Genomic DNA, 17,045 nt, shown 5'->3' with positions numbered 1-17,045 from the left:
TGACGACTTCGGGCTTATTCCTTGAGCGCTCCATCGATACCCTGCCGTCATCAACGTTTAACCTTCTCAATCCAGCGACTTATCCACAGCGCTGCGGATTGGACCCTGATGAGGCCCCCCATGAAAAAAGTACTGTTGCTCAACGGCGGCAAGCAATTCGCCCACTCCGACGGCCGCTACAACTCGACGCTGCATGCCGCCGCGTTGAGCGTGCTGGATCGCGGCGGTGTTGATGTGAAAGTCACCCATATCGACGAGGGCTACGACCTTGCTGAGGAAGTGGCGAAGTTTGTCTGGGCCGACGTGATCATTTATCAGATGCCGGGCTGGTGGATGGGCGCGCCGTGGACCGTCAAAAAGTACATCGACGAAGTCTTCACCGAAGGCCACGGCAGCCTGTATGCCAGCGATGGCCGCACTCGCTCCGATGCTTCGCAAAAGTACGGCAGCGGCGGCCTGTTGCAGGGCAAGCAATACATGCTTTCGTTGACCTGGAACGCCCCGCAGCAAGCCTTCGACGATCCGACTGACTTCTTCGAAGCCAAGGGTGTGGATGCGGTGTATTTCCCGTTCCACAAGGCCAACACCTTCCTCGGCATGACCGGTCTGCCGACTTTCCTCTGTGTTGATGTGATGAAGCGTCCGGCCATCGAAGCCGATGTTGCCCGCTACGAGCAGCACCTGACCGAGGTTTTCAACCTGCCGGCGTAAGCGTTCCTTTTGTGTGACATCCGGCTAATATCGGTGGTTACCGCTGAAAAGATTTTGCTGCGCATTGATGCGACAAAGAGGACACACGTGAAAGCCAGATCCGATGAGTTGCAGATTTTTGTCTGCGTGATTGAGTGCGGTTCGATTTCGGCTGCGGCCGAACAGGTCGGGCAAACACCCTCGGCGGTCAGTCGTACGCTGTCGCGGCTCGAGGCCAAGCTCGACACCACGCTGATCAACCGCACCACGCGGCGCATGGACCTGACCGAAGAGGGCAAGTATTTTTTCGAGCACGCCAAGCGGATTCTCGAACAAATGGATCACCTCGAAGAGCGCTTGTCCTCACGCCAGCAAACGCCGTCAGGTCGTCTGCGAATCAACGCCGCCTCGCCGTTCATGCTTCACGCGATCGTGCCGTACATCAGCGAATTTCGCACGCTGTACCCGGACATCCAGCTGGAGCTCAACAGCAACGATCTGATCATCGATTTGCTGGAACAAAGCACCGATATCGCCATTCGTATCGGGCCGTTGGCGGACTCCACCTTGCATGCCCGTTCGTTGGGTTGCAGCCCGTTGCACATCCTCGCCAGCCCTGAGTACCTGGAGAAACACGGCACGCCGGCCACCGTGGCGGAACTGGCCGGGCATTCGTTGCTGGGTTTCACCCAGACCGAAAGCCTCAATCATTGGCCGTTGCGCCATGCCCAAGGTGATCGCTGGCAGATTCAGCCGGGAATATCCGCGTCCAGTGGTGAAACCTTGCGCCATCTGGCGCTGGAGGGGCAAGGTATTGCGTGCCTGTCGCACTTCATGACCATTGATGACATCAAGGCCGGTCGCTTGACGGTGGTGTTGGCCGAAGCCAATAGCGGTTATCGCCAACCGATCAACGCGGTGTACTACCGTAACTCGCAGCTGGCGTTGCGCATTCAGTGCTTCCTCGACTTCATTCAGAGCAAGCTGGCGGCCTATGCCATGACGGTGTTTGAAGGCTGATTCGTGATCTCTGCGCAAGACTGGCCGATGCCGATGCCGAGTGGGGTTATGAAATGGCCAACTACGGCCTGGGCTCCAATAGCCGGGTTCGCGGCAAACATGCCCGTGAATTGCTCGGCTGGGCGCCTAAGCGTACGCCGGTGGTGGAGTGGATTCGCAACGAGATGGTGTGAGGCGTTCGCTCAAAACCGCGGTGAGGCCATCGCGAGCAAGCCCGCTCCCACAGGTATTGCGCTGTCCTTGTGGGAGCGGGCTTGCTCGCGAAGCGGTTTCAATTGCGCCGCTGAAACAACGGGCTAACCCCCAATCAATGCTCCATCAACCGCTCAATTCCGTCCGGCTTGTCATGCACGCCAAAGCGATCCACCAGGGTCGCGCTCGCTTCATTCAATCCCAGCACTTCAACCTCGGCGCCAGCGCTGCGCAACTTGAGCACCACCTTGTCCAACGCAGCGACGGCAGTGATGTCCCAGAAGTGCGCGTGGGTCAGGTCGATGCAGACTTTGGGCAGGGTTTCCTTGAGGTCGAACGCGGCACTGAATTTGTCGGCGGAGCTGAAGAACACCTGGCCGATCACCTTGTAAATGCGCTGATTGTTCGCCGCATCGAGCTGTGATTCCACCTTCAGGTAATGCCCCATCTTGTTGGCGAAAAACATCGCCGCCAGCAACACCCCGGCCAACACGCCATAAGCCAGATTATGAGTGCCAACCACCACGGCGACGGTGACCATCATCACGATATTGGTCGAGAGCGGATAGCGCTTGAAGTTGCGCAGCGAGTCCCAGCTGAAGGTGCCGATGGAAACCATGATCATCACCGCCACCAGCGCGGCCATCGGAATGCGGCTGACCCAGTCACTGAGAAAAACCACCATGAATAACAACCCGACGCCGGCAATCAAGGTTGACAATCGCGTGCGGCCGCCGGATTTCACGTTGATCACCGATTGACCAATCATGGCGCAACCTCCCATGCCGCCGAGTAAACCTGTGGCGATATTGGCCAGGCCCTGGCCTTTGCATTCGCGGTTTTTGTCGCTCGGGGTATCGGTCATTTCATCGACGATGGTCGCGGTCATCATCGACTCCAGCAGACCGACCACCGCCATGGCTGCCGAGTACGGGAAGATGATCTTCAGCGTCTCAAGGTTCAGCGGCACCTCAGGCCAGAGGAAAATCGGCAAGGTGTCCGGCAGCGCGCCCATATCGCCGACGGTGCGGATATCCAGCCCCAGCCACATCGCTACGCCGGTCAGCACCAGAATGCACACCAACGGCGAAGGGATGACCTTGCCGATCTTCGGCACATGAGGGAACAGGTAGATGATCCCAAGGCCGGCGGCGGTCATCGCGTAGACATGCCAGGTGACATTGGTCAGTTCCGGCAATTGCGCCATGAAAATCAGAATCGCCAGCGCGTTGACGAAACCGGTGACCACTGAGCGCGAAACGAAGCGCATCAGCGAACCAAGTTTGAGAAACCCGGCGACGATTTGCAGTGCGCCGCACAGCAGCGTGGCCGCCAGCAGATATTGCAAGCCGTGATCTTTGACCAACGTCACCATCAACAACGCCATGGCGCCCGTTGCGGCGGAAATCATCCCCGGCCGACCACCGGCGAACGCGATCACTACCGCCATACTGAATGAGGCATACAGACCAATTTTTGGATCGACCCCGGCAATGATCGAAAAGGCGATAGCTTCGGGGATCAGCGCGAGGGCGACCACCAGACCCGCCAGCACGTCGGCGCGGATGTTGGAAAACCAGTGTTGTTTAACGGTTGAGAGCATCGAGGTGTCCAGGGCCGAGCGAGGGAGTGCGCAGATTTTTTCAGTAACAAATGCGTGGAGGCGGGAGTTTACGGGAGTGAGTCGGGGCGTGCGACCGGGCGTGAATCGCAATGCACAGGCTTCTTTGTTCGACGCAGTATTTCAGGTCTCAGTCGCTCGAAAAAACGGCTCGGTCTGCCCCCTCGCCCATATGGGGAGAGGGCTAGGGTGAGGGGGCGATTTGATGACTGATCGCACACATTCAGTTCAATCGTTCAAGGCCCAACCAGACTTTCCAGCTCCTGCGCCCGAGTCTTGGTCATTTCCAGGATGCAAGAACTTGCGTTGAGGCTATCGATGGTTCCACCCGTCAGTGTGCTGATAAACCCGTAATTGACGTCGCGTTACTTGATCCACGTCCGCTGGACGGTCTGCAGTCTAAGCCAACCCCCCCAATCCCGCGTTCGGCCGCCCAGTCAATTCCATGTAAGAACACCTGCCGGCGGAAAACCCGTTGGAACGTCAGTTCATCGACCGCGAACCGCGCACTAAACTGCCGAGTTGCGCTGTAACCATGGCGACCATTCTGCTGCCGGTGGTCTGAACCGGATTCTGGTGGACGCAGGCGTGACCGATCAGATCGTCGGCTTGGCCCACGAATTCCATCTGTCGCCGCTGCTGATGGGCTGGCTGTTCGCCGCATTGATGTGCTTGCCACCGAGCTGGCGCTGGCTCAGCCTGAAGACAACCAAGAGCGTTTGCGCAGGATTACACTGGCGCTGGACCACTACCGCGGCGGCGCTGATTGCCTGCCGCTGGGAGACTGAAATGAAGTACGACACGCTGATCCGCAATGCCCTGGTCATCGACGGCACTAACACGCCGGGTTACCTCGCCGACGTGGCGATTCTGGATGGCCGCATTCAACGCATCGGTGACCTGAACGGTGCTTGCGCTGACGAGGAAATCGACGCGACCGGGCGAGTATTGGCGCCGGGGTTTATCGACGTGCACACCCACGACGACACCGTGGTGATCCGTCAGCCGCAGATGCTGCCCAAGCTCAGCCAGGGCGTGACCACGGTGATCGTCGGCAACTGCGGGATCAGCGCCTCGCCGGTCAGTTTACGCGGCGAGCCGCCGGATCCGATGAGCCTGCTGGGTGCCGCCAGCGCTTTCGTCTACCCGAGTTTCAGCGACTACCGCGCCGCGGTCGAAGCGGCCAACCCGACCCTGAACGTGGCGGCACTGGTGGGTCATACCGCGTTGCGCAGCAATCACCTGGACGACCTCTATCGTACCGCCACACCCGGCGAAATCAGCGCTATGCGTGAGCAACTGCGCGAGAGTCTGGAGGCGGGCGCCTTGGGCTTATCCACAGGACTGGCCTATGCGAGTGCCTTTTCGGCCGAGACCGATGAGGTGTTGCAACTGGCCGAAGAGCTGACGGATTTTGGTGCGGTCTACACCACTCATTTGCGCAGCGAATTCGAACCGGTGCTGGAGGCCATGGACGAAGCATTCCAGATCGGCCGTCACGCCAAAGCCCCGGTGATTATCTCCCACCTCAAGTGCGCCGGTGCCGGCAACTGGGGCCGCAGCCCGCAACTTCTCGCATCCCTGGAACGCGCGGCGCTGAGCCATCCGGTGGGCTGTGATTGTTATCCTTATGCGGCGAGCTCTTCGACCCTGGACCTCAAACAAGTCACCGACGCTTTTCGCATCACCATCACCTGGTCGACACCCCATCCTGAAGTGGGCGGCCGTGACCTGATGGACATCGCCGCCGAATGGGGCATGCCGCTGCTGGACGCGGCCCGTCGCCTGCAACCGGCCGGTGCGGTGTATTACGGCATGGACGAGACTGATGTGCGGCGCATCCTGTCGCACCCGTTATCGATGATCGGCTCCGACGGTTTGCCAGAAGACCCATTCCCGCATCCGCGTTTGTGGGGGGCTTTCCCGCGGGTGCTCGGGCATTTCAGTCGCGATGTGGGGCTGTTCCCACTGCACACCGCCGTGCACAAAATGACCGGGCTTTCGGCTGCACGATTCGGCCTGGCCGAGCGTGGCGAAATCCGCGAAGGGCATTGGGCGGATCTGGTGTTGTTTGATCCTGTGCGGGTGCGTGATGTGGCCGACTTCAGCGACCCGCAGCGGGCGGCTGAGGGGATTGATGGCGTATGGGTTAACGGCGTGCGCAGTTATGTGGATGGCCAGGCGACTGGGCGCAGGGAAGGGAAGTTTTTGGCGCGGGAAGGGGATTTGCGGTTGGGGTTTCATTGAGGAATTTGATCGTTCCCACTGCGTGGGAACGATCATTTACCCGCGATCAGGTCAAACCCGGAAATGGCTGACCATCATCTGCAATTGGTTGCCCAACCGCGCCAGTTCAATGCTCGACGCAGCGGTTTCGTCGCTGGCGGCGGCGGTCTGTTCGGACACGTCGCGTACGTTGATGATGCTGCGGCTAATCTCTTCGGCCACGGCGCTTTGTTGCTCGGCGGCAGCGGCGATCTGCTGGTTCATCGACTGGATGTTCGACACCGTGCGGGTGATGTTTTCCAGCGAGGTGCCGGCCTTGCGGGTCAGCTCGACGCTGCTGTCCGTCAGGCTGCGGCTGTTGTTCATCACCACAGCTACTTGCTTGGTACCGTTCTGTAAGCCAGCGATTAGTCCTTCGATTTCTTCGGTGGACTTTTGCGTGCGCTGAGCCAGGCCACGGACTTCATCGGCGACCACCGCGAAACCACGACCGGCTTCACCGGCGCGGGCGGCTTCGATGGCCGCGTTGAGCGCCAGTAGGTTGGTCTGTTCGGCCACGGCTTTGATCACGTCCATGACGCTGCCGATCTTGTCGCTTTCCTGTTGCAGCACGTTCATGGCGTCGGTCGAGCGCTCAACTTCAGTGGCCAGGCGTTCGATCTGCGCGATCGCTTCAGCGACCACTTTGTCACCTTCGCGGGCCTGGCCGTCAGCGTCGGCGGCGGCTTGTGAGGCGTGCTCGGCGTTGCGCGCGACTTCCTGCACGGTGGCGGTCATTTCGTGCATGGCGGTGGCGACCTGATCGGTCTCAATCTTCTGACTGTTAACCCCCGCGCAGGTTTGTTCGGTGACGGCCGACAGCTCTTCGGCGGCGCTGGCGATTTGCGTGACGCCATCGCGAATGCCGCTGATCAGGTCGCGCAGGGTCACGCCCATTCGCGCAATGCCTTGCTGCAACACACCGAGCTCGTCGCGACGGGTGACGCGCACGTCCAGGGTCAGGTCGCCCGAGGCGATGCGCTCGACCACGGCCAGGGTTTCGCGCAGCGGGCGGGTAATCTGCCGGGTGATGATCACGGCGGCCAGAATGCCGACCAGCAACGCCAGCAAGGTGCTGATCAGTTGCAGGCTACGGGCTTGGGCGCTTTCGGCATCGCGGCGGTCCAGCTGGATCTGGTACAGCTCATCGCTGCGGGCAACGATGTCATTGCCTTGCTCGGTCATTTCCTTGCGGGCCTGAACGGCATCGCTGTTAGCGGCTTTATAGGCCAGCAGCGCGCTGCGGTAGCTGGTCATGGCGCTTTCCAACTGACGCAGGGCGTCCTGCTGGGTGCTGCTGAAATGCACGTTGAGATCGTTCAAACCGGCGATGGCTGCGTTCAGTTGGGCGACGGCTTTTTGTTCGGTTTCAGCGTTGGTATTACCGGTGTAGCCGAGTACTTCGTAGCGGGCGAGCTGGAACTCTTCCTTGGCCTGGGTGATGGCCTGGAACTGCTCGAAACGTTGGTCGCTCAATGGCATTTGCTGCACACGGGTGTTGATCGAGGTGATCAGCGTGTTGGCGGTTTCGGCGTTGTCGCCCATGGCCTGGCGAGCGGCGTTGCCGGCGCGGTAGGCGCTGCGCATTTTGTTCAGCGATTGCTGGTAAGCGCCGATGGTCGCGCTCTGCTGTTTGAGCAGCTTGAGGTTTTCCGGGCTCTTGAAACTATTGAGCAGGGATTGTTGCTGGGCAACGAACCCGTCGAGGGTGGTTTGCACATTCTGCGCGGCGGTCTCGTCGCCGTCGGTCAGCATGTACTGCAAACGGCTGACACGCAGTTTGGTCAAACCAGCGTTCAGCTGGGTGATGTCGCTCATCCAGTTGCTGCGATCGATCAGGCTGCCAAGGCTGGTCCAGCCTGTCAGGGCCAGGACCGTGGTGAGCGCCAGTACCAGGCCGAAGCCCAGGCCCAGTTTCAGGTTGACACTGATATTGCCGAACCAGCTATTCATTGAAATTCCTCCAGGAACAGTGCGAGTGTTGGTCGTCAGTTGGCTGGAAGGTTGTTGTTTTTTGAGCCAGCAAGGTTTTGTCGCAGTGATGTATCGGCAGCAAAAGCGAGAGCTGAAACGGTTTTTGTCCTGTCTTCATTGGCGATGACGGCGTGCTGTCTCTATTGCGTGCTACGCATAACCACCTGCAGAGATCCTTAAGGGTTCAAGGAGCGCCTATGGTTGCTCTGTCACGGCGGATAGGGGGCGATAGTTATCGGTGAATAGACGTACTCACCTTTTAATATTTCTTTCACATTCATTTCACCGGGGCCCGATGTCACGCCCTCTATGGTCTTCGGTTGCTTGGGCGCCCGGATCACGGCTCGCTCGTTTTCAGTAGCGCAGTTGCCAAGGGTGCTTTGTACGTTTGGCACGGCTCGCTTATCGATTATTCACCACAGGGGCAGCCTGATCGCGGAACCAAGACTTGGTCGTGGTCGCGATAGGCGCTTACTTGGCTTGAGTGGCACTATGAAATATAGAAATGTTGCCGTCGTACTGTTGTCCGTGCTGTTTGTTATTGCGCTGACTGTTTTTCTTTTTAGACCTGCGTCAATACCCGATCTGGCCCATGGCAACGCCTCTGGGGTAGCGCAACTAAGGGCGGATTGGACCAAGGGCGAGATGATTGTTCTGGTTCGTCACGTTGAGCGTTGTGATCACTCCAGCGCCACTTGCCTTGGCAGTGCCGATGGTATTACCGAACGCGGCCGCGACGTCGCCGTCGCTCTAGGTTCGCAATTTGAACATTTGGGTCTGGACAAGGCTGATATCTATCACAGCCCTTCGACCCGCACGGCGCAGACGTCTTCCTTCATGTTCAATAAGCTCAGCGTGGCCCAGGATTGGCTGATCAACTGCAAAGGTCGCATGTTGAACGATGCCCTGAGCCATAAGGTTGCCGGCCGGAATCTGATTCTGGTGACGCACAGCGAGTGCATGTCGCAACTTGAAAAAGACATGAAGTTTGCGTCACCGACGCCGGGCTATGGCGCATCGCTGTTTATTTCAACTGCGGGGGCTACTGGAAAGCCTCAGATGCTCGGGATTATTGACGCGTCCGACTGGCATTCAGTTGTTACCAACTAACGAGATAGGTTTGTCTCTCCAACCGGTCCGTTGGCTGACGCTCCAAGGCAGGCATCGGATGGCAGGCTGGACGGGTTGGTGAACACCGTCTTTTGTCTGCGTGCCAGGATTTCTTTGTTGAACTGGGTGATGTTAATTGGCTACTAATGCCGTTAGAGTACGCCGGGCTTGAGAAATGAATCCCGAGCTATTCGCCATGGAGTTTCCCCTTGAAGTACGCAAGCAAAGTCGTCGCCTCTCTGTTATTTGCCCTGGCCGTCAGCGGTTGCACGGGCACCGCGATGAAAACCCAGCACCTGGATAGCAGCCAATACACCGTAGTCGGCCACAGCGAAGCGAAAGCCACCGGTCTTCTGTTGTTTGGCGTCATCCCGATTCGGCAGAACGACCGTTTTGTCCGCGCGCAGAATGCTGCGATCGAAGCCAAGGGCGGCGATGCGATGATCAATACTCAGGTTCAGGAAAACTGGTTCTGGGCTTGGGTCCTGACCGGTTACACCACTACGATTTCCGGTGATGTGGTCAAGCTCAAGAACGTTCAGTGATGGATTGATTCGCCAGGAAAAGCGCGTTTGATTCTGGCGAAATCTAAAAAAAACGGCACCTGATGAAGGTGCCGTTTTTTTTGCCTGCAGTTAGCGTGGGGCTGTCGGACTATTGCCCAACGAAATAATAATCCTGTTTCCCCACCTGCATTTTTTTCAGCACTTTCAAGGGGGCTGCTGGTTCAGTATTACTGGCCATGAGCGCCACATGATTAGGTGATACCGTGAGAAATTCACTCAGCTCAGCTTCGGTCTCCAACCCCTTGAGTCGGCTTTGGGTATAAAACACGCTGGCTCCGGCCGTGCGTTCATTGGCCTGGTACAGCGCGACGTCTTGCCCGTTGGCCTGCATTGTTTGAATTTGCGTGGTCAGCGGCAGGAAGGACAATTTGCGGTCTGCGTGGGGCGCAGCCCATTGCGCGGCCGCCAGGTAGATGCAAATCACCAGGCTCAGCACGCCAACCACCAGGCCTTTGCGGTGCCGGGCAAGCTTGCCGATAAACGTCGTAGCGCTGGTGTGTCCGCGCAGACGCTCGTACAGCACCGAACCATACTCGGCCGCCAGCACGGCAGCGGCGGGCGTCAGCGACATCAGGTACACCGTGCGTTTGCTGGACGCGAAGCACAGCAAGGTGAACTGCGCGAGCATCCAAAGGGTGAAAAACAACAGGTAACGATTTTGCATCAAGCTTTTGCGGAAATGCCAAAGGCCCAGGTACACCAGAATGTTCCATGGCAGAAAGGCCTCTGGCAGCTTGGCCAGATAGTAGTAGAACGGTTCGTAGTGTCCGGCCAATTCAAACGAGCCGCCGAAGCGCCCGATGCTGTTGGTCCACAAGACTTCCCCCAGCGCCTGCAAACCGCCTCTCTGGTAGAGCATGTAAAGCCAGATCGCCAAGGGGATCAGACCGATTAAGGTCATTAGGCCCGGGCGTAACCAGTCCGAGAGCTTGAGGCGTTTCTCGATGAAGCTGTCGGCCACCAGATAGCAGAAGATCACCACCCCCGGCATTGCCAGCCCCAGCACACCTTTACTCAAGGTTGCGATGGCGATGCCCAGTGCGAACAGCAACCAGGTCGCCATGGTCGACTGTTGTTCAGCCTGTCGCCGGTTAGCCTGAAAAAACCCCAACAAGGCCATCGTCACGCCAAGGCTAAGTAGCGCATCCTCACCCACCCCGCGAACATTGCTCCAATAACTGGCCATGGTCGCCAGCATAATGGCCGCGGCCCAGGCCACGGTTGTCGGCCGACCAAACTTGCGCAGCATGGTGTACAGCAACATCACGCTAAACAGCCCGGCGAAGGCCGAGGCCAGCCGCACTGCCCAAGGCGTGCCGCCAAACGCACGGATAGCCCCGGCGTCGATCCAGAGGCTCAGCGGCGGCTTTTCCAAAAAGGGTTCGCCAAATAATCGGGGTGTCACCCAGTCGTTATCCAGATGCATTTCCATTGCAATCCCGGCGACCCGGGCTTCGGTAGAGCCTTGCAGCTGGTGATTGCCAAGGGCAAAAAAGAACAACAGGCAAGTGAGTAGGAATAAGAGTGGGGCAGGTCGAGACATAGGCTTCTGGCTACCAAGGAAAGGAATAGGGCCGAAGAACATTCAGGCATTCGGGAAAGTATACGGGAGGAGTTCTCAACAAAGTGTGAACAACTCGTGTGATGTAGTCGCTCGGCCCGTTGACGCCTATGTTCTCAATGCCTTGCCGGCAACGCCCCAGAGTGAACCTTTTCTGATGATCGCACGCTATGCGATACAACCTCCTGGACCCAGGAAGCGCCCGCGCTGGTTGGGGGGATAAATGGGGAAAGACCACGACTAATTGGGTTTTGACTCGATCATCCAAATCAGAAACGTGGCCTGTACCCAATTTCCATCTTGTTTGGCGAGCTGAGGATACGTCGGCATTAGCTTTCCATCACACCTCACTCAATTCCACGGTGTGCTTGAAGTGATGTTGCCAAATCCTGACCTCCAACCCTTCCGTCCGATTCAGCGACGAACCTACCGTCAACTCCGCAATCAACGTCGGCTGAAGACTCGTATCAAACAGCGCAAACCCAGCCGCCAGGCAGCAGCTCTCCGTCTGAAGGCTACACACGAGCGCGCGGTCCACGTTCAGGCTGTTCAGGTATTCGATAGTTTCAGGGGAGGGCGCGTGGGTACGAACGGGAGTTGATAGCAGCGGCGGCATTTTGTAGATGATCTAACGACTTAAATATTTTTTCAGAATTGTCCGATAGTGGCGGACGTCTTTCCATGAAAAGATTAGATGCTTTTGGTGCTCTCCGGCCTGTTCCTGCGGGCTGACAAAAGAGCGGGAAAGCTGGCAGCAGCGTATGACCGATCTCGAATAGCTGGGCTGGCGCGCGAGGCGGCCATACGGCCTTGACCAAATGATCAGCATAGGAAGTCAGTGTGGAAGACCTTAACGAGAAAATTGCGACGTGTGAGCCGCTAGTGCAGCAGGCATTTCAAGCAGTGCGCCGGTATAGCGAAGCGAAAGGAATGAAGCCGGCCGAGGAAGTCGAACGCCTACGCCTCGATGCGGAATTACTCATGGCCGCAGTGCATGAATATAAACGTCGGGTACTGGGCGGCCCCGTGCAAACACTTCATTAATCGGCCGATACCGCCGACGTCAGCAGGGTTCATGACGCCGAATGCGAGAATTCGATTGCAGTATGGGATCGCAGACGAGGCGCTATCTCACCACGGTGAGGTTGGGCGCCACCAGGGTGGAGCCGAAACTGTCGCGGATAGTCTGGCTGAAGTAGCGGTAAGCCTCGCCATTGATGTCGGAAATCGCCGACGGCTCGCGGGCGCCGGGCAAGACCTTGATCGTCACTTGCGGGTCATTGACCGCCGCGATGACGTGATCGCGTACGCTCGCAATGCTGTCGCGTGGATGGATGCGCAGGTTGACAACGGCGTCGGCTTGCGACGGCAAGACATTGTCCTTGATGCCGCCACTGACCAGGGTCGGCGAAATCACCGTGCGCAACTGAGCGGCACTGGCGGGCGCTTGCCCCAGACTGCTAGCCACCAGTGGGCCGAGCAACCAGCGGTTGGCGGGCACCAGGCGTAAGGTGAACCCCTGACCTGGGGCGATGCTGTCAAGGAAGCTCGCCGTCGGACCCTCTAAGTCATTGGTAACCTGCGGCCAAACATGGCGTTCTCCCATGACGTGAAAGGTTACGGGCCGACCTTCCAGTAAGGTAACAAGGCAATAAGCATCTGCCTGAACGCTGACTACCTGTCCAAATACACGGCAACCATCAGCTACACCGACTTCTATGGCGGCGACTTCAACACCAATACCGACCGCGACTTCCTCGCGGCCAGCTTAAATGTGAGTTTCTAAGCCCCAATATCTAGGTGAGGTTATGGCAGTTTCTGCCTACCGGCGCAGGTGCGCTTTGGCACTGTCGGTCGAGCGATGCCGGATAACGAAGTCCGCATCGCCGAGAATGGTGAAATATTGTTTCGCAGCCGTGCTCTGATGACAGGCTATTACCTGGAGCCGGAGAAGACGGCCGAGACTCTGCGCGCCGGCTGGCTGCATACCGGCGACAAGGGCGAGATAGACGCTGACGGCTACCTGCGCATCACCGGGCGGGAGAAAGACATCTTCAACACCAGCAAGGGCAAGTACGTGGCGCCGGCGCCGATCGAGGGCGAGATCGCCAAGAGCAACTGGGTCGAGCAGGTCTGCCTGATGGGCAGTGGGATGGACCAGCCGCTGGCGTTGATCGAACTGACGCCGGCCGCCCGTGCCACCGCGCGAGAGAAGGTCGAAAGCGATCTGGAGAACACCCTGCATGAGTTGAATGCTCGACTGGAGCCGCACGAGCGCATCCGCCATTTGCTGTTGATGCGCGAGCCCTGGACGATCGATAGCGGGTGCATGACGCCGACCATGAAGATTCGTCGCAATGTGCTGGAAACGCGTTTCGCCGAGTGCGCCAGCGGCTTGTCAGGTGACCGGCTATTACATTGGGAGTAACCATAGACTGGATAGAGCGAAGTGAACCTGGCTCTGGCTTTGCCAGGTTCGCTAAATCGGCTTTACTCCGTCTACTTCGCAGGCACGAACGCGGTGCCGAATGCAGCCTCGCTATTTTGATCTGGAGCCGCCATGAAAGGCCCGCTGTCTTCACTGAAAATTCTCGATTTCTCCACATTGCTGCCGGGGCCATTCGCCTCGTTGCTGCTGGCTGACATGGGCGCCGAGGTGCTGCGTGTCGAATCGCCAACGCGGGTGGATTTGCTCCGCGTACTGCCGCCGTATGATGGAGGAACCTCGTCCAGTCATGCCTACCTCAACCGCAATAAGCGCAGCATTGCCCTCGATCTCAAACGACAGGAAGCGGTCGAGGTGGTCAAGCAGTTGGTGGTTGAATACGACATCGTCCTCGAACAATTCCGTCCAGGGGTGATGGACAAACTCGGAGTGGGTTATGAGGCGCTCAAAGCGATCAATCCCAGGCTTATCTACGTGTCGATTACCGGCTACGGGCAGACCGGTCCCTACAAGGACCGTGCCGGGCATGACATCAACTACCTGGCCTTGGCCGGTCTCGCCAGCTACACGGGGCGCCGCGAAACCGGGCCACTGCCGTTAGGAATTCAGGCGGCGGACATTGCCGGTGGCTCCTTCCACGGGGTGATGGGACTGCTGGCGGCGGTGATTCAACGCCAGCAGACCGGTGAGGGCCAGCAGGTCGACATCAGCATGACCGACTGCGTCTTCAGCCTGCATGCCATGTCCGGGGCCGGCTACCTGGCGTGTGGCGTGGAGCCGGAGATGGAGAATCAGGCACTGAACGGCGGTAGCTTCTACGACTACTACCGCACGCGCGATGGTCGCTGGTTCTCGGTCGGCAGCCTGGAACCGCAGTTTATGCAGCAGCTTTGCGCAGGCCTTGGCCGTCCAGAACTGGCCGCGGTGGGTTTATCGCCAAAACTGGAAGAGCAACGCGCGCTCAAGCGAGAGATCCAGAGTGAGTTCGAGAAGCGTGACTTTGCCGAGTGGCGCGAGCGTTTCTCGGCGATGGATGCCTGCGTCGAGCCAATGCTGAGCATGTCAGAGGCCGCAGAACACCCTCAGTTAAAAGCCCGGGGGATGGTCACCCAGGTACCCCGTGACGGCCATGCCCCGCAACAGCAGATCGCCTGTCCAATCAAGTTTTCGGGTGGGCTACCGGCGCCACGGCATATAGGCTCACCGCTCGGTGCTCATACCGAAGAGGTCTTGCAGGCGCTAGGTTATTCGGCGGTGCAGATCACGGAGTTGAACGCGGCCAAGGCTATCGGCTGATGTCCAGGGGGTGGACTCCGTTCTTGATAACCAACTCCCACCCGCTGGATTCTGACGGTGATGGCACTGGTCTGGACCCGCGCGCAACTGCTCGTCACCTTCGCCACCAGCCGCCTGCTGCTGGGTGCCGGTTGCGGGCCAGGAACGGCGGTGACCCAGCATGCCTGTTTCACATGGTATGGGCCACGCGAGCAGGTTTTACCGGCGTCGTTGATTCAGGTAACTGACCACATTCCTCAAGAATGGATCGAGGTTGTAGCCACGCTTGCCGATAAAGCGACGATCCGCCGCCGACGCCCGCCTTCTGACATGGTGCTTTGGCTGGTAGTGGCATGGCGTTCTTTAGAGGCGAGCCGATTGTTGAGGTCGCTCGTCGATTGAATATTTGCGCCGAAGGTTTGGCTTATGAAGTTCTCTTGGCGCAAAAGCGGGCTTTCTCAAGCTAGGCAGCGCCTGGGTGATCAACCCGTAGCCTGGTTGTTTCAGAAGTGCGCGAATGTCTGGGGATATGAACGTTATCCGCAGGATGAGTGGTGCCCCCTGCAAATGTTTTCGACGGCCGGTTTTTTAGGGAGTTGAACTGGCGTCCGGAATGACCGGTTGAGTCAACTGATTTTCTATCGTGGCTGTGTCGATTGACGATGGTCAGGTCGTGTGCGACAGAGTAGGCCGTATCTGTGCCTTAGTTCAGATTAGAGCAAGAGACTGGTTAGCTGTCGAGGCCGTTAGCTGGATGGCTCAGGCATCTATAAGCAGTGATGCTACTTTGCGGCTTGGCGCATTTCTGGCGGATTCCCGGGAGGGGGTACACGCTGACACCATCCAGCGTGCCTCTGAACAGCTCTCGAATCCGTTTACCAAGCCCCGAACTGATTGAGGTTTGAGGCCAGCGGGCTGTCAGGTGATACCTGGCAGCCCGTTTTTTTTGCCTGAAGCTCCTGTTGTGCATCGTTGCTCTCGTAGGAGCACGGCTTGCCGGCGATGGGGCCCGCAGATCGCCATTTCCCACGATTGCCTCAGAAACGATCCAGCCTGTACGGCTCGAGCCCCGGCAACGGATGAGAGGGGGTAACGGTCGCAGGTGAAGCCATCTGGGCGATCAGCTCGGCAGTGACTGCGGCCTGTGTCAGGCCCAGGTGCTGGTGGCCGAAGGCAAGCAGTACCTTGCCGTTGCATACCCGATCGATGATCGGCAGGGAGTCCGGCAAGGACGGGCGGAAGCCCATCCAGGGCGTGGCACCCTCAGCGCTCAAGTCGCGGCTGAACAGGCCTTTGCTCAGCCGGTGCAACTGCCAGGCGCGCTCCATGGTCGGGGGGCGCTCCAGGCCGGCGAACTCGACGGTGCCTGCCAACCTCAGCCCATCGGCCATCGGAGTCATGATGAACTTGCGTTCCAGCGAGGTGACCGCGAAAGGCAGCCGCTCGTGTTCATGAGGCAGCATCAGGTGATAGCCGCGCTCGGTATCCAGGGGGACCTTCTTGCCAGTCAGCTTTGCGGTGAGCTTGGCTGAGTGGGCGCCGCAGGCGATCAGTACCTGGCGGGCAGTCAAACTGCCCTGGTCGGTGTGCAGCGAGACGCCGTTCTCATGCAGGTATCCGTCCTGGACCCGTTGCTTGACGAAGCGCACGCCGCAGGCCTTGGCGGCCTCGACCAGTTCGCAGACGACCTTGTAGGGGTCAAGAAAATGCCCCGTGCTCGGAAAGAACAACCCGCCCTGGATCTGCTCACTCAATTGCGGGGTTACGTCGCGGATGGCCTTGGCCTGCCATACATCGACCGGTACTGCTTGTTGACGCATGCGAGCCTGTAGCGCTTCGATCGCCTGGCGCGACTCGGCGCGCTCGAACACCAGCAACGAGCCGTCTTCCTTCATCAGGTTCGGGCGTTCGATCGACTCCAGCAGCCGGTGCCAGGCACCCAGGCTGCTTTCGTTGAGCGCACGTATGCCGGCCACGGTGCGCTGGAAAGGCGCCGGCCGCAGGTTCAACAACAAGCGCGTGAACCAGGGCATGGCGCGGGGCAGGTATTTCCAGTCCAGGCACAGTGGGCCCATCGGGTCCATGAGCATGGCGGGCAAGCGCTTGAGGATCGACATATCGGCGATGGGGAACACCTGCTCGGTCGCCAAATGCCCGGCATTGCCGAACGAGGCACCGTGGCCGGGCTCCTGCTGGTCGATGACCACCACGCGCTGGCCTTGGCGTGCCAGCTGCAGGGCACAGGCAACGCCGATGATACCGGCGCCGACCACGGCAATGTCAGCGGTGTCGTTCGGGTTGCTGGAATTGAAGGCGTTCGACATT

At 58.8% G+C, this 17,045-nt stretch carries 13 protein-coding genes and 6 pseudogenes; 11 read left to right on the top strand and 8 right to left on the bottom strand.

Annotation, left to right across the window (positions count from 1 at the left end):
* Window positions 1-120: 120 nt before the first annotated feature.
* The 3 genes and pseudogenes from mdaB to ACZYSM_RS03355 form a co-directional block, all read left to right on the top strand.
* Complete coding sequence (mdaB, locus tag ACZYSM_RS03365; protein WP_489068821.1) at window positions 121-711, top strand: NADPH:quinone oxidoreductase MdaB; 591 nt, start codon at window positions 121-123, stop codon at window positions 709-711.
* Between the two features lie 87 nt (window positions 712-798).
* Window positions 799-1,710, top strand: coding sequence for a LysR substrate-binding domain-containing protein (locus ACZYSM_RS03360; protein ID WP_489068819.1), 912 nt, complete (start codon window positions 799-801; stop codon window positions 1,708-1,710).
* Window positions 1,711-1,730: 20 nt separating this feature from the next.
* A pseudogene (locus ACZYSM_RS03355) lies at window positions 1,731-1,883 on the top strand (NAD-dependent epimerase/dehydratase family protein); the annotation flags it as partial.
* 134 nt (window positions 1,884-2,017) lie between these two features.
* Here ACZYSM_RS03355 and ACZYSM_RS03350 read toward each other — a convergent pair.
* Both ACZYSM_RS03350 and ACZYSM_RS03345 read right to left on the bottom strand, forming a co-directional pair.
* The gene (locus ACZYSM_RS03350; RefSeq protein WP_489068817.1) at window positions 2,018-3,505 is read right to left on the bottom strand and encodes a SulP family inorganic anion transporter; all 1,488 of its coding nucleotides are present in this window, start codon (window positions 3,503-3,505) and stop codon (window positions 2,018-2,020) included.
* Window positions 3,506-3,759: 254 nt separating this feature from the next.
* Window positions 3,760-3,924, bottom strand: a pseudogene (locus ACZYSM_RS03345) (lysozyme inhibitor LprI family protein); the annotation flags it as partial.
* A gap of 187 nt (window positions 3,925-4,111) precedes the next feature.
* Here ACZYSM_RS03345 and ACZYSM_RS03340 point away from each other — a divergent pair.
* A complete protein-coding gene (locus ACZYSM_RS03340; RefSeq protein WP_489068815.1) occupies window positions 4,112-5,770 on the top strand; it encodes an N-acyl-D-amino-acid deacylase family protein in 1,659 nt (552 codons plus the stop codon).
* 51 nt (window positions 5,771-5,821) lie between these two features.
* Here the strand turns inward: ACZYSM_RS03340 and ACZYSM_RS03335 are convergent, their stop codons facing one another.
* Together ACZYSM_RS03335 and ACZYSM_RS03330 are read right to left on the bottom strand one after the other, a co-directional pair.
* On the bottom strand, window positions 5,822-6,526 hold the full coding sequence (locus ACZYSM_RS03335) for a methyl-accepting chemotaxis protein (protein ID WP_489068914.1): 705 nt from the start codon (window positions 6,524-6,526) through the stop codon (window positions 5,822-5,824).
* Window positions 6,527-6,727: 201 nt separating this feature from the next.
* A pseudogene (locus ACZYSM_RS03330) lies at window positions 6,728-7,606 on the bottom strand (methyl-accepting chemotaxis protein); the annotation flags it as partial.
* 648 nt (window positions 7,607-8,254) lie between these two features.
* Between ACZYSM_RS03330 and pmrG the strand changes: the two are divergent.
* Both pmrG and ACZYSM_RS03320 read left to right on the top strand, forming a co-directional pair.
* Entirely contained in the window at window positions 8,255-8,872 is a 618-nt protein-coding gene (pmrG, locus tag ACZYSM_RS03325) for a lipopolysaccharide core heptose(II)-phosphate phosphatase PmrG (protein ID WP_489068912.1), read from the top strand.
* A gap of 209 nt (window positions 8,873-9,081) precedes the next feature.
* Window positions 9,082-9,417 carry a hypothetical protein gene (locus ACZYSM_RS03320; RefSeq protein WP_489068813.1) on the top strand — a complete coding sequence of 112 codons (336 nt, stop codon included), beginning with the start codon at window positions 9,082-9,084 and terminating at the stop codon, window positions 9,415-9,417.
* A gap of 109 nt (window positions 9,418-9,526) precedes the next feature.
* On the opposite strand, the gene ACZYSM_RS03315 is transcribed toward ACZYSM_RS03320, so the two are convergent.
* Both ACZYSM_RS03315 and ACZYSM_RS03310 read right to left on the bottom strand, forming a co-directional pair.
* The gene (locus ACZYSM_RS03315; protein WP_489068811.1) at window positions 9,527-10,981 is read right to left on the bottom strand and encodes an ArnT family glycosyltransferase; all 1,455 of its coding nucleotides are present in this window, start codon (window positions 10,979-10,981) and stop codon (window positions 9,527-9,529) included.
* Window positions 10,982-11,339: 358 nt separating this feature from the next.
* A pseudogene (locus ACZYSM_RS03310) lies at window positions 11,340-11,582 on the bottom strand (hydrolase); the annotation flags it as partial.
* A 257-nt stretch (window positions 11,583-11,839) separates the two neighbouring features.
* On the opposite strand from ACZYSM_RS03310, the gene ACZYSM_RS03305 reads away from it, so the two are divergent.
* Entirely contained in the window at window positions 11,840-12,043 is a 204-nt protein-coding gene (locus ACZYSM_RS03305) for a hypothetical protein (protein ID WP_489068809.1), read from the top strand.
* Window positions 12,044-12,125: 82 nt separating this feature from the next.
* Here ACZYSM_RS03305 and ACZYSM_RS03300 read toward each other — a convergent pair whose 3' ends face one another.
* Window positions 12,126-12,605, bottom strand: coding sequence for a peptidase dimerization domain-containing protein (locus tag ACZYSM_RS03300; RefSeq protein WP_489068807.1), 480 nt, complete (start codon window positions 12,603-12,605; stop codon window positions 12,126-12,128).
* Here ACZYSM_RS03300 and ACZYSM_RS03295 point away from each other — a divergent pair.
* The 4 genes and pseudogenes from ACZYSM_RS03295 to ACZYSM_RS03280 all read left to right on the top strand — a co-directional run.
* Window positions 12,576-12,785: pseudogene (locus ACZYSM_RS03295) on the top strand (DUF1302 family protein); the annotation flags it as partial. The gene ACZYSM_RS03300 and the pseudogene ACZYSM_RS03295 sit on opposite strands and share 30 nt — an antisense overlap.
* 75 nt (window positions 12,786-12,860) lie before the next feature.
* Window positions 12,861-13,427 carry a hypothetical protein gene (locus ACZYSM_RS03290; protein ID WP_489068805.1) on the top strand — a complete coding sequence of 189 codons (567 nt, stop codon included), beginning with the start codon at window positions 12,861-12,863 and terminating at the stop codon, window positions 13,425-13,427.
* A gap of 132 nt (window positions 13,428-13,559) precedes the next feature.
* On the top strand, window positions 13,560-14,741 hold the full coding sequence (locus ACZYSM_RS03285) for a CaiB/BaiF CoA transferase family protein (RefSeq protein WP_489068803.1): 1,182 nt from the start codon (window positions 13,560-13,562) through the stop codon (window positions 14,739-14,741).
* 60 nt (window positions 14,742-14,801) lie between these two features.
* Window positions 14,802-15,311, top strand: a pseudogene (locus tag ACZYSM_RS03280) (transposase domain-containing protein); the annotation flags it as partial.
* 446 nt (window positions 15,312-15,757) lie between these two features.
* On the opposite strand, the gene ACZYSM_RS03275 reads toward ACZYSM_RS03280, so the two are convergent.
* The gene (locus ACZYSM_RS03275) at window positions 15,758-17,044 is read right to left on the bottom strand and encodes an NAD(P)/FAD-dependent oxidoreductase (RefSeq protein ID WP_489068801.1); all 1,287 of its coding nucleotides are present in this window, start codon (window positions 17,042-17,044) and stop codon (window positions 15,758-15,760) included.
* Between the last annotated feature and the right edge of the window lies 1 nt (window position 17,045).

The organism is Pseudomonas sp. F220, assembly GCF_057813935.1.
This window is presented reverse-complemented; position numbering and strand designations above follow the sequence as displayed.

What these genes read in the sequence shown, in the direction of transcription:
- mdaB (WP_489068821.1), top strand. Translation starts at nt 121, where the DNA reads ATGAAAAAAGTACTGTTGCTCAACGGCGGCAAGCAATTCGCCCACTCC.
- ACZYSM_RS03350 (WP_489068817.1), bottom strand. Translation starts at nt 3,505, where the DNA reads ATGCTCTCAACCGTTAAACAACACTGGTTTTCCAACATCCGCGCCGAC.
- ACZYSM_RS03335 (WP_489068914.1), bottom strand. Translation starts at nt 6,526, where the DNA reads ATGACCGCCACCGTGCAGGAAGTCGCGCGCAACGCCGAGCACGCCTCA.
- pmrG (WP_489068912.1), top strand. Translation starts at nt 8,255, where the DNA reads ATGAAATATAGAAATGTTGCCGTCGTACTGTTGTCCGTGCTGTTTGTT.
- ACZYSM_RS03315 (WP_489068811.1), bottom strand. Translation starts at nt 10,981, where the DNA reads ATGTCTCGACCTGCCCCACTCTTATTCCTACTCACTTGCCTGTTGTTC.
- ACZYSM_RS03300 (WP_489068807.1), bottom strand. Translation starts at nt 12,605, where the DNA reads ATGGGAGAACGCCATGTTTGGCCGCAGGTTACCAATGACTTAGAGGGT.
- ACZYSM_RS03290 (WP_489068805.1), top strand. Translation starts at nt 12,861, where the DNA reads ATGCCGGATAACGAAGTCCGCATCGCCGAGAATGGTGAAATATTGTTT.
- ACZYSM_RS03285 (WP_489068803.1), top strand. Translation starts at nt 13,560, where the DNA reads ATGAAAGGCCCGCTGTCTTCACTGAAAATTCTCGATTTCTCCACATTG.
- ACZYSM_RS03275 (WP_489068801.1), bottom strand. Translation starts at nt 17,044, where the DNA reads ATGTCGAACGCCTTCAATTCCAGCAACCCGAACGACACCGCTGACATT.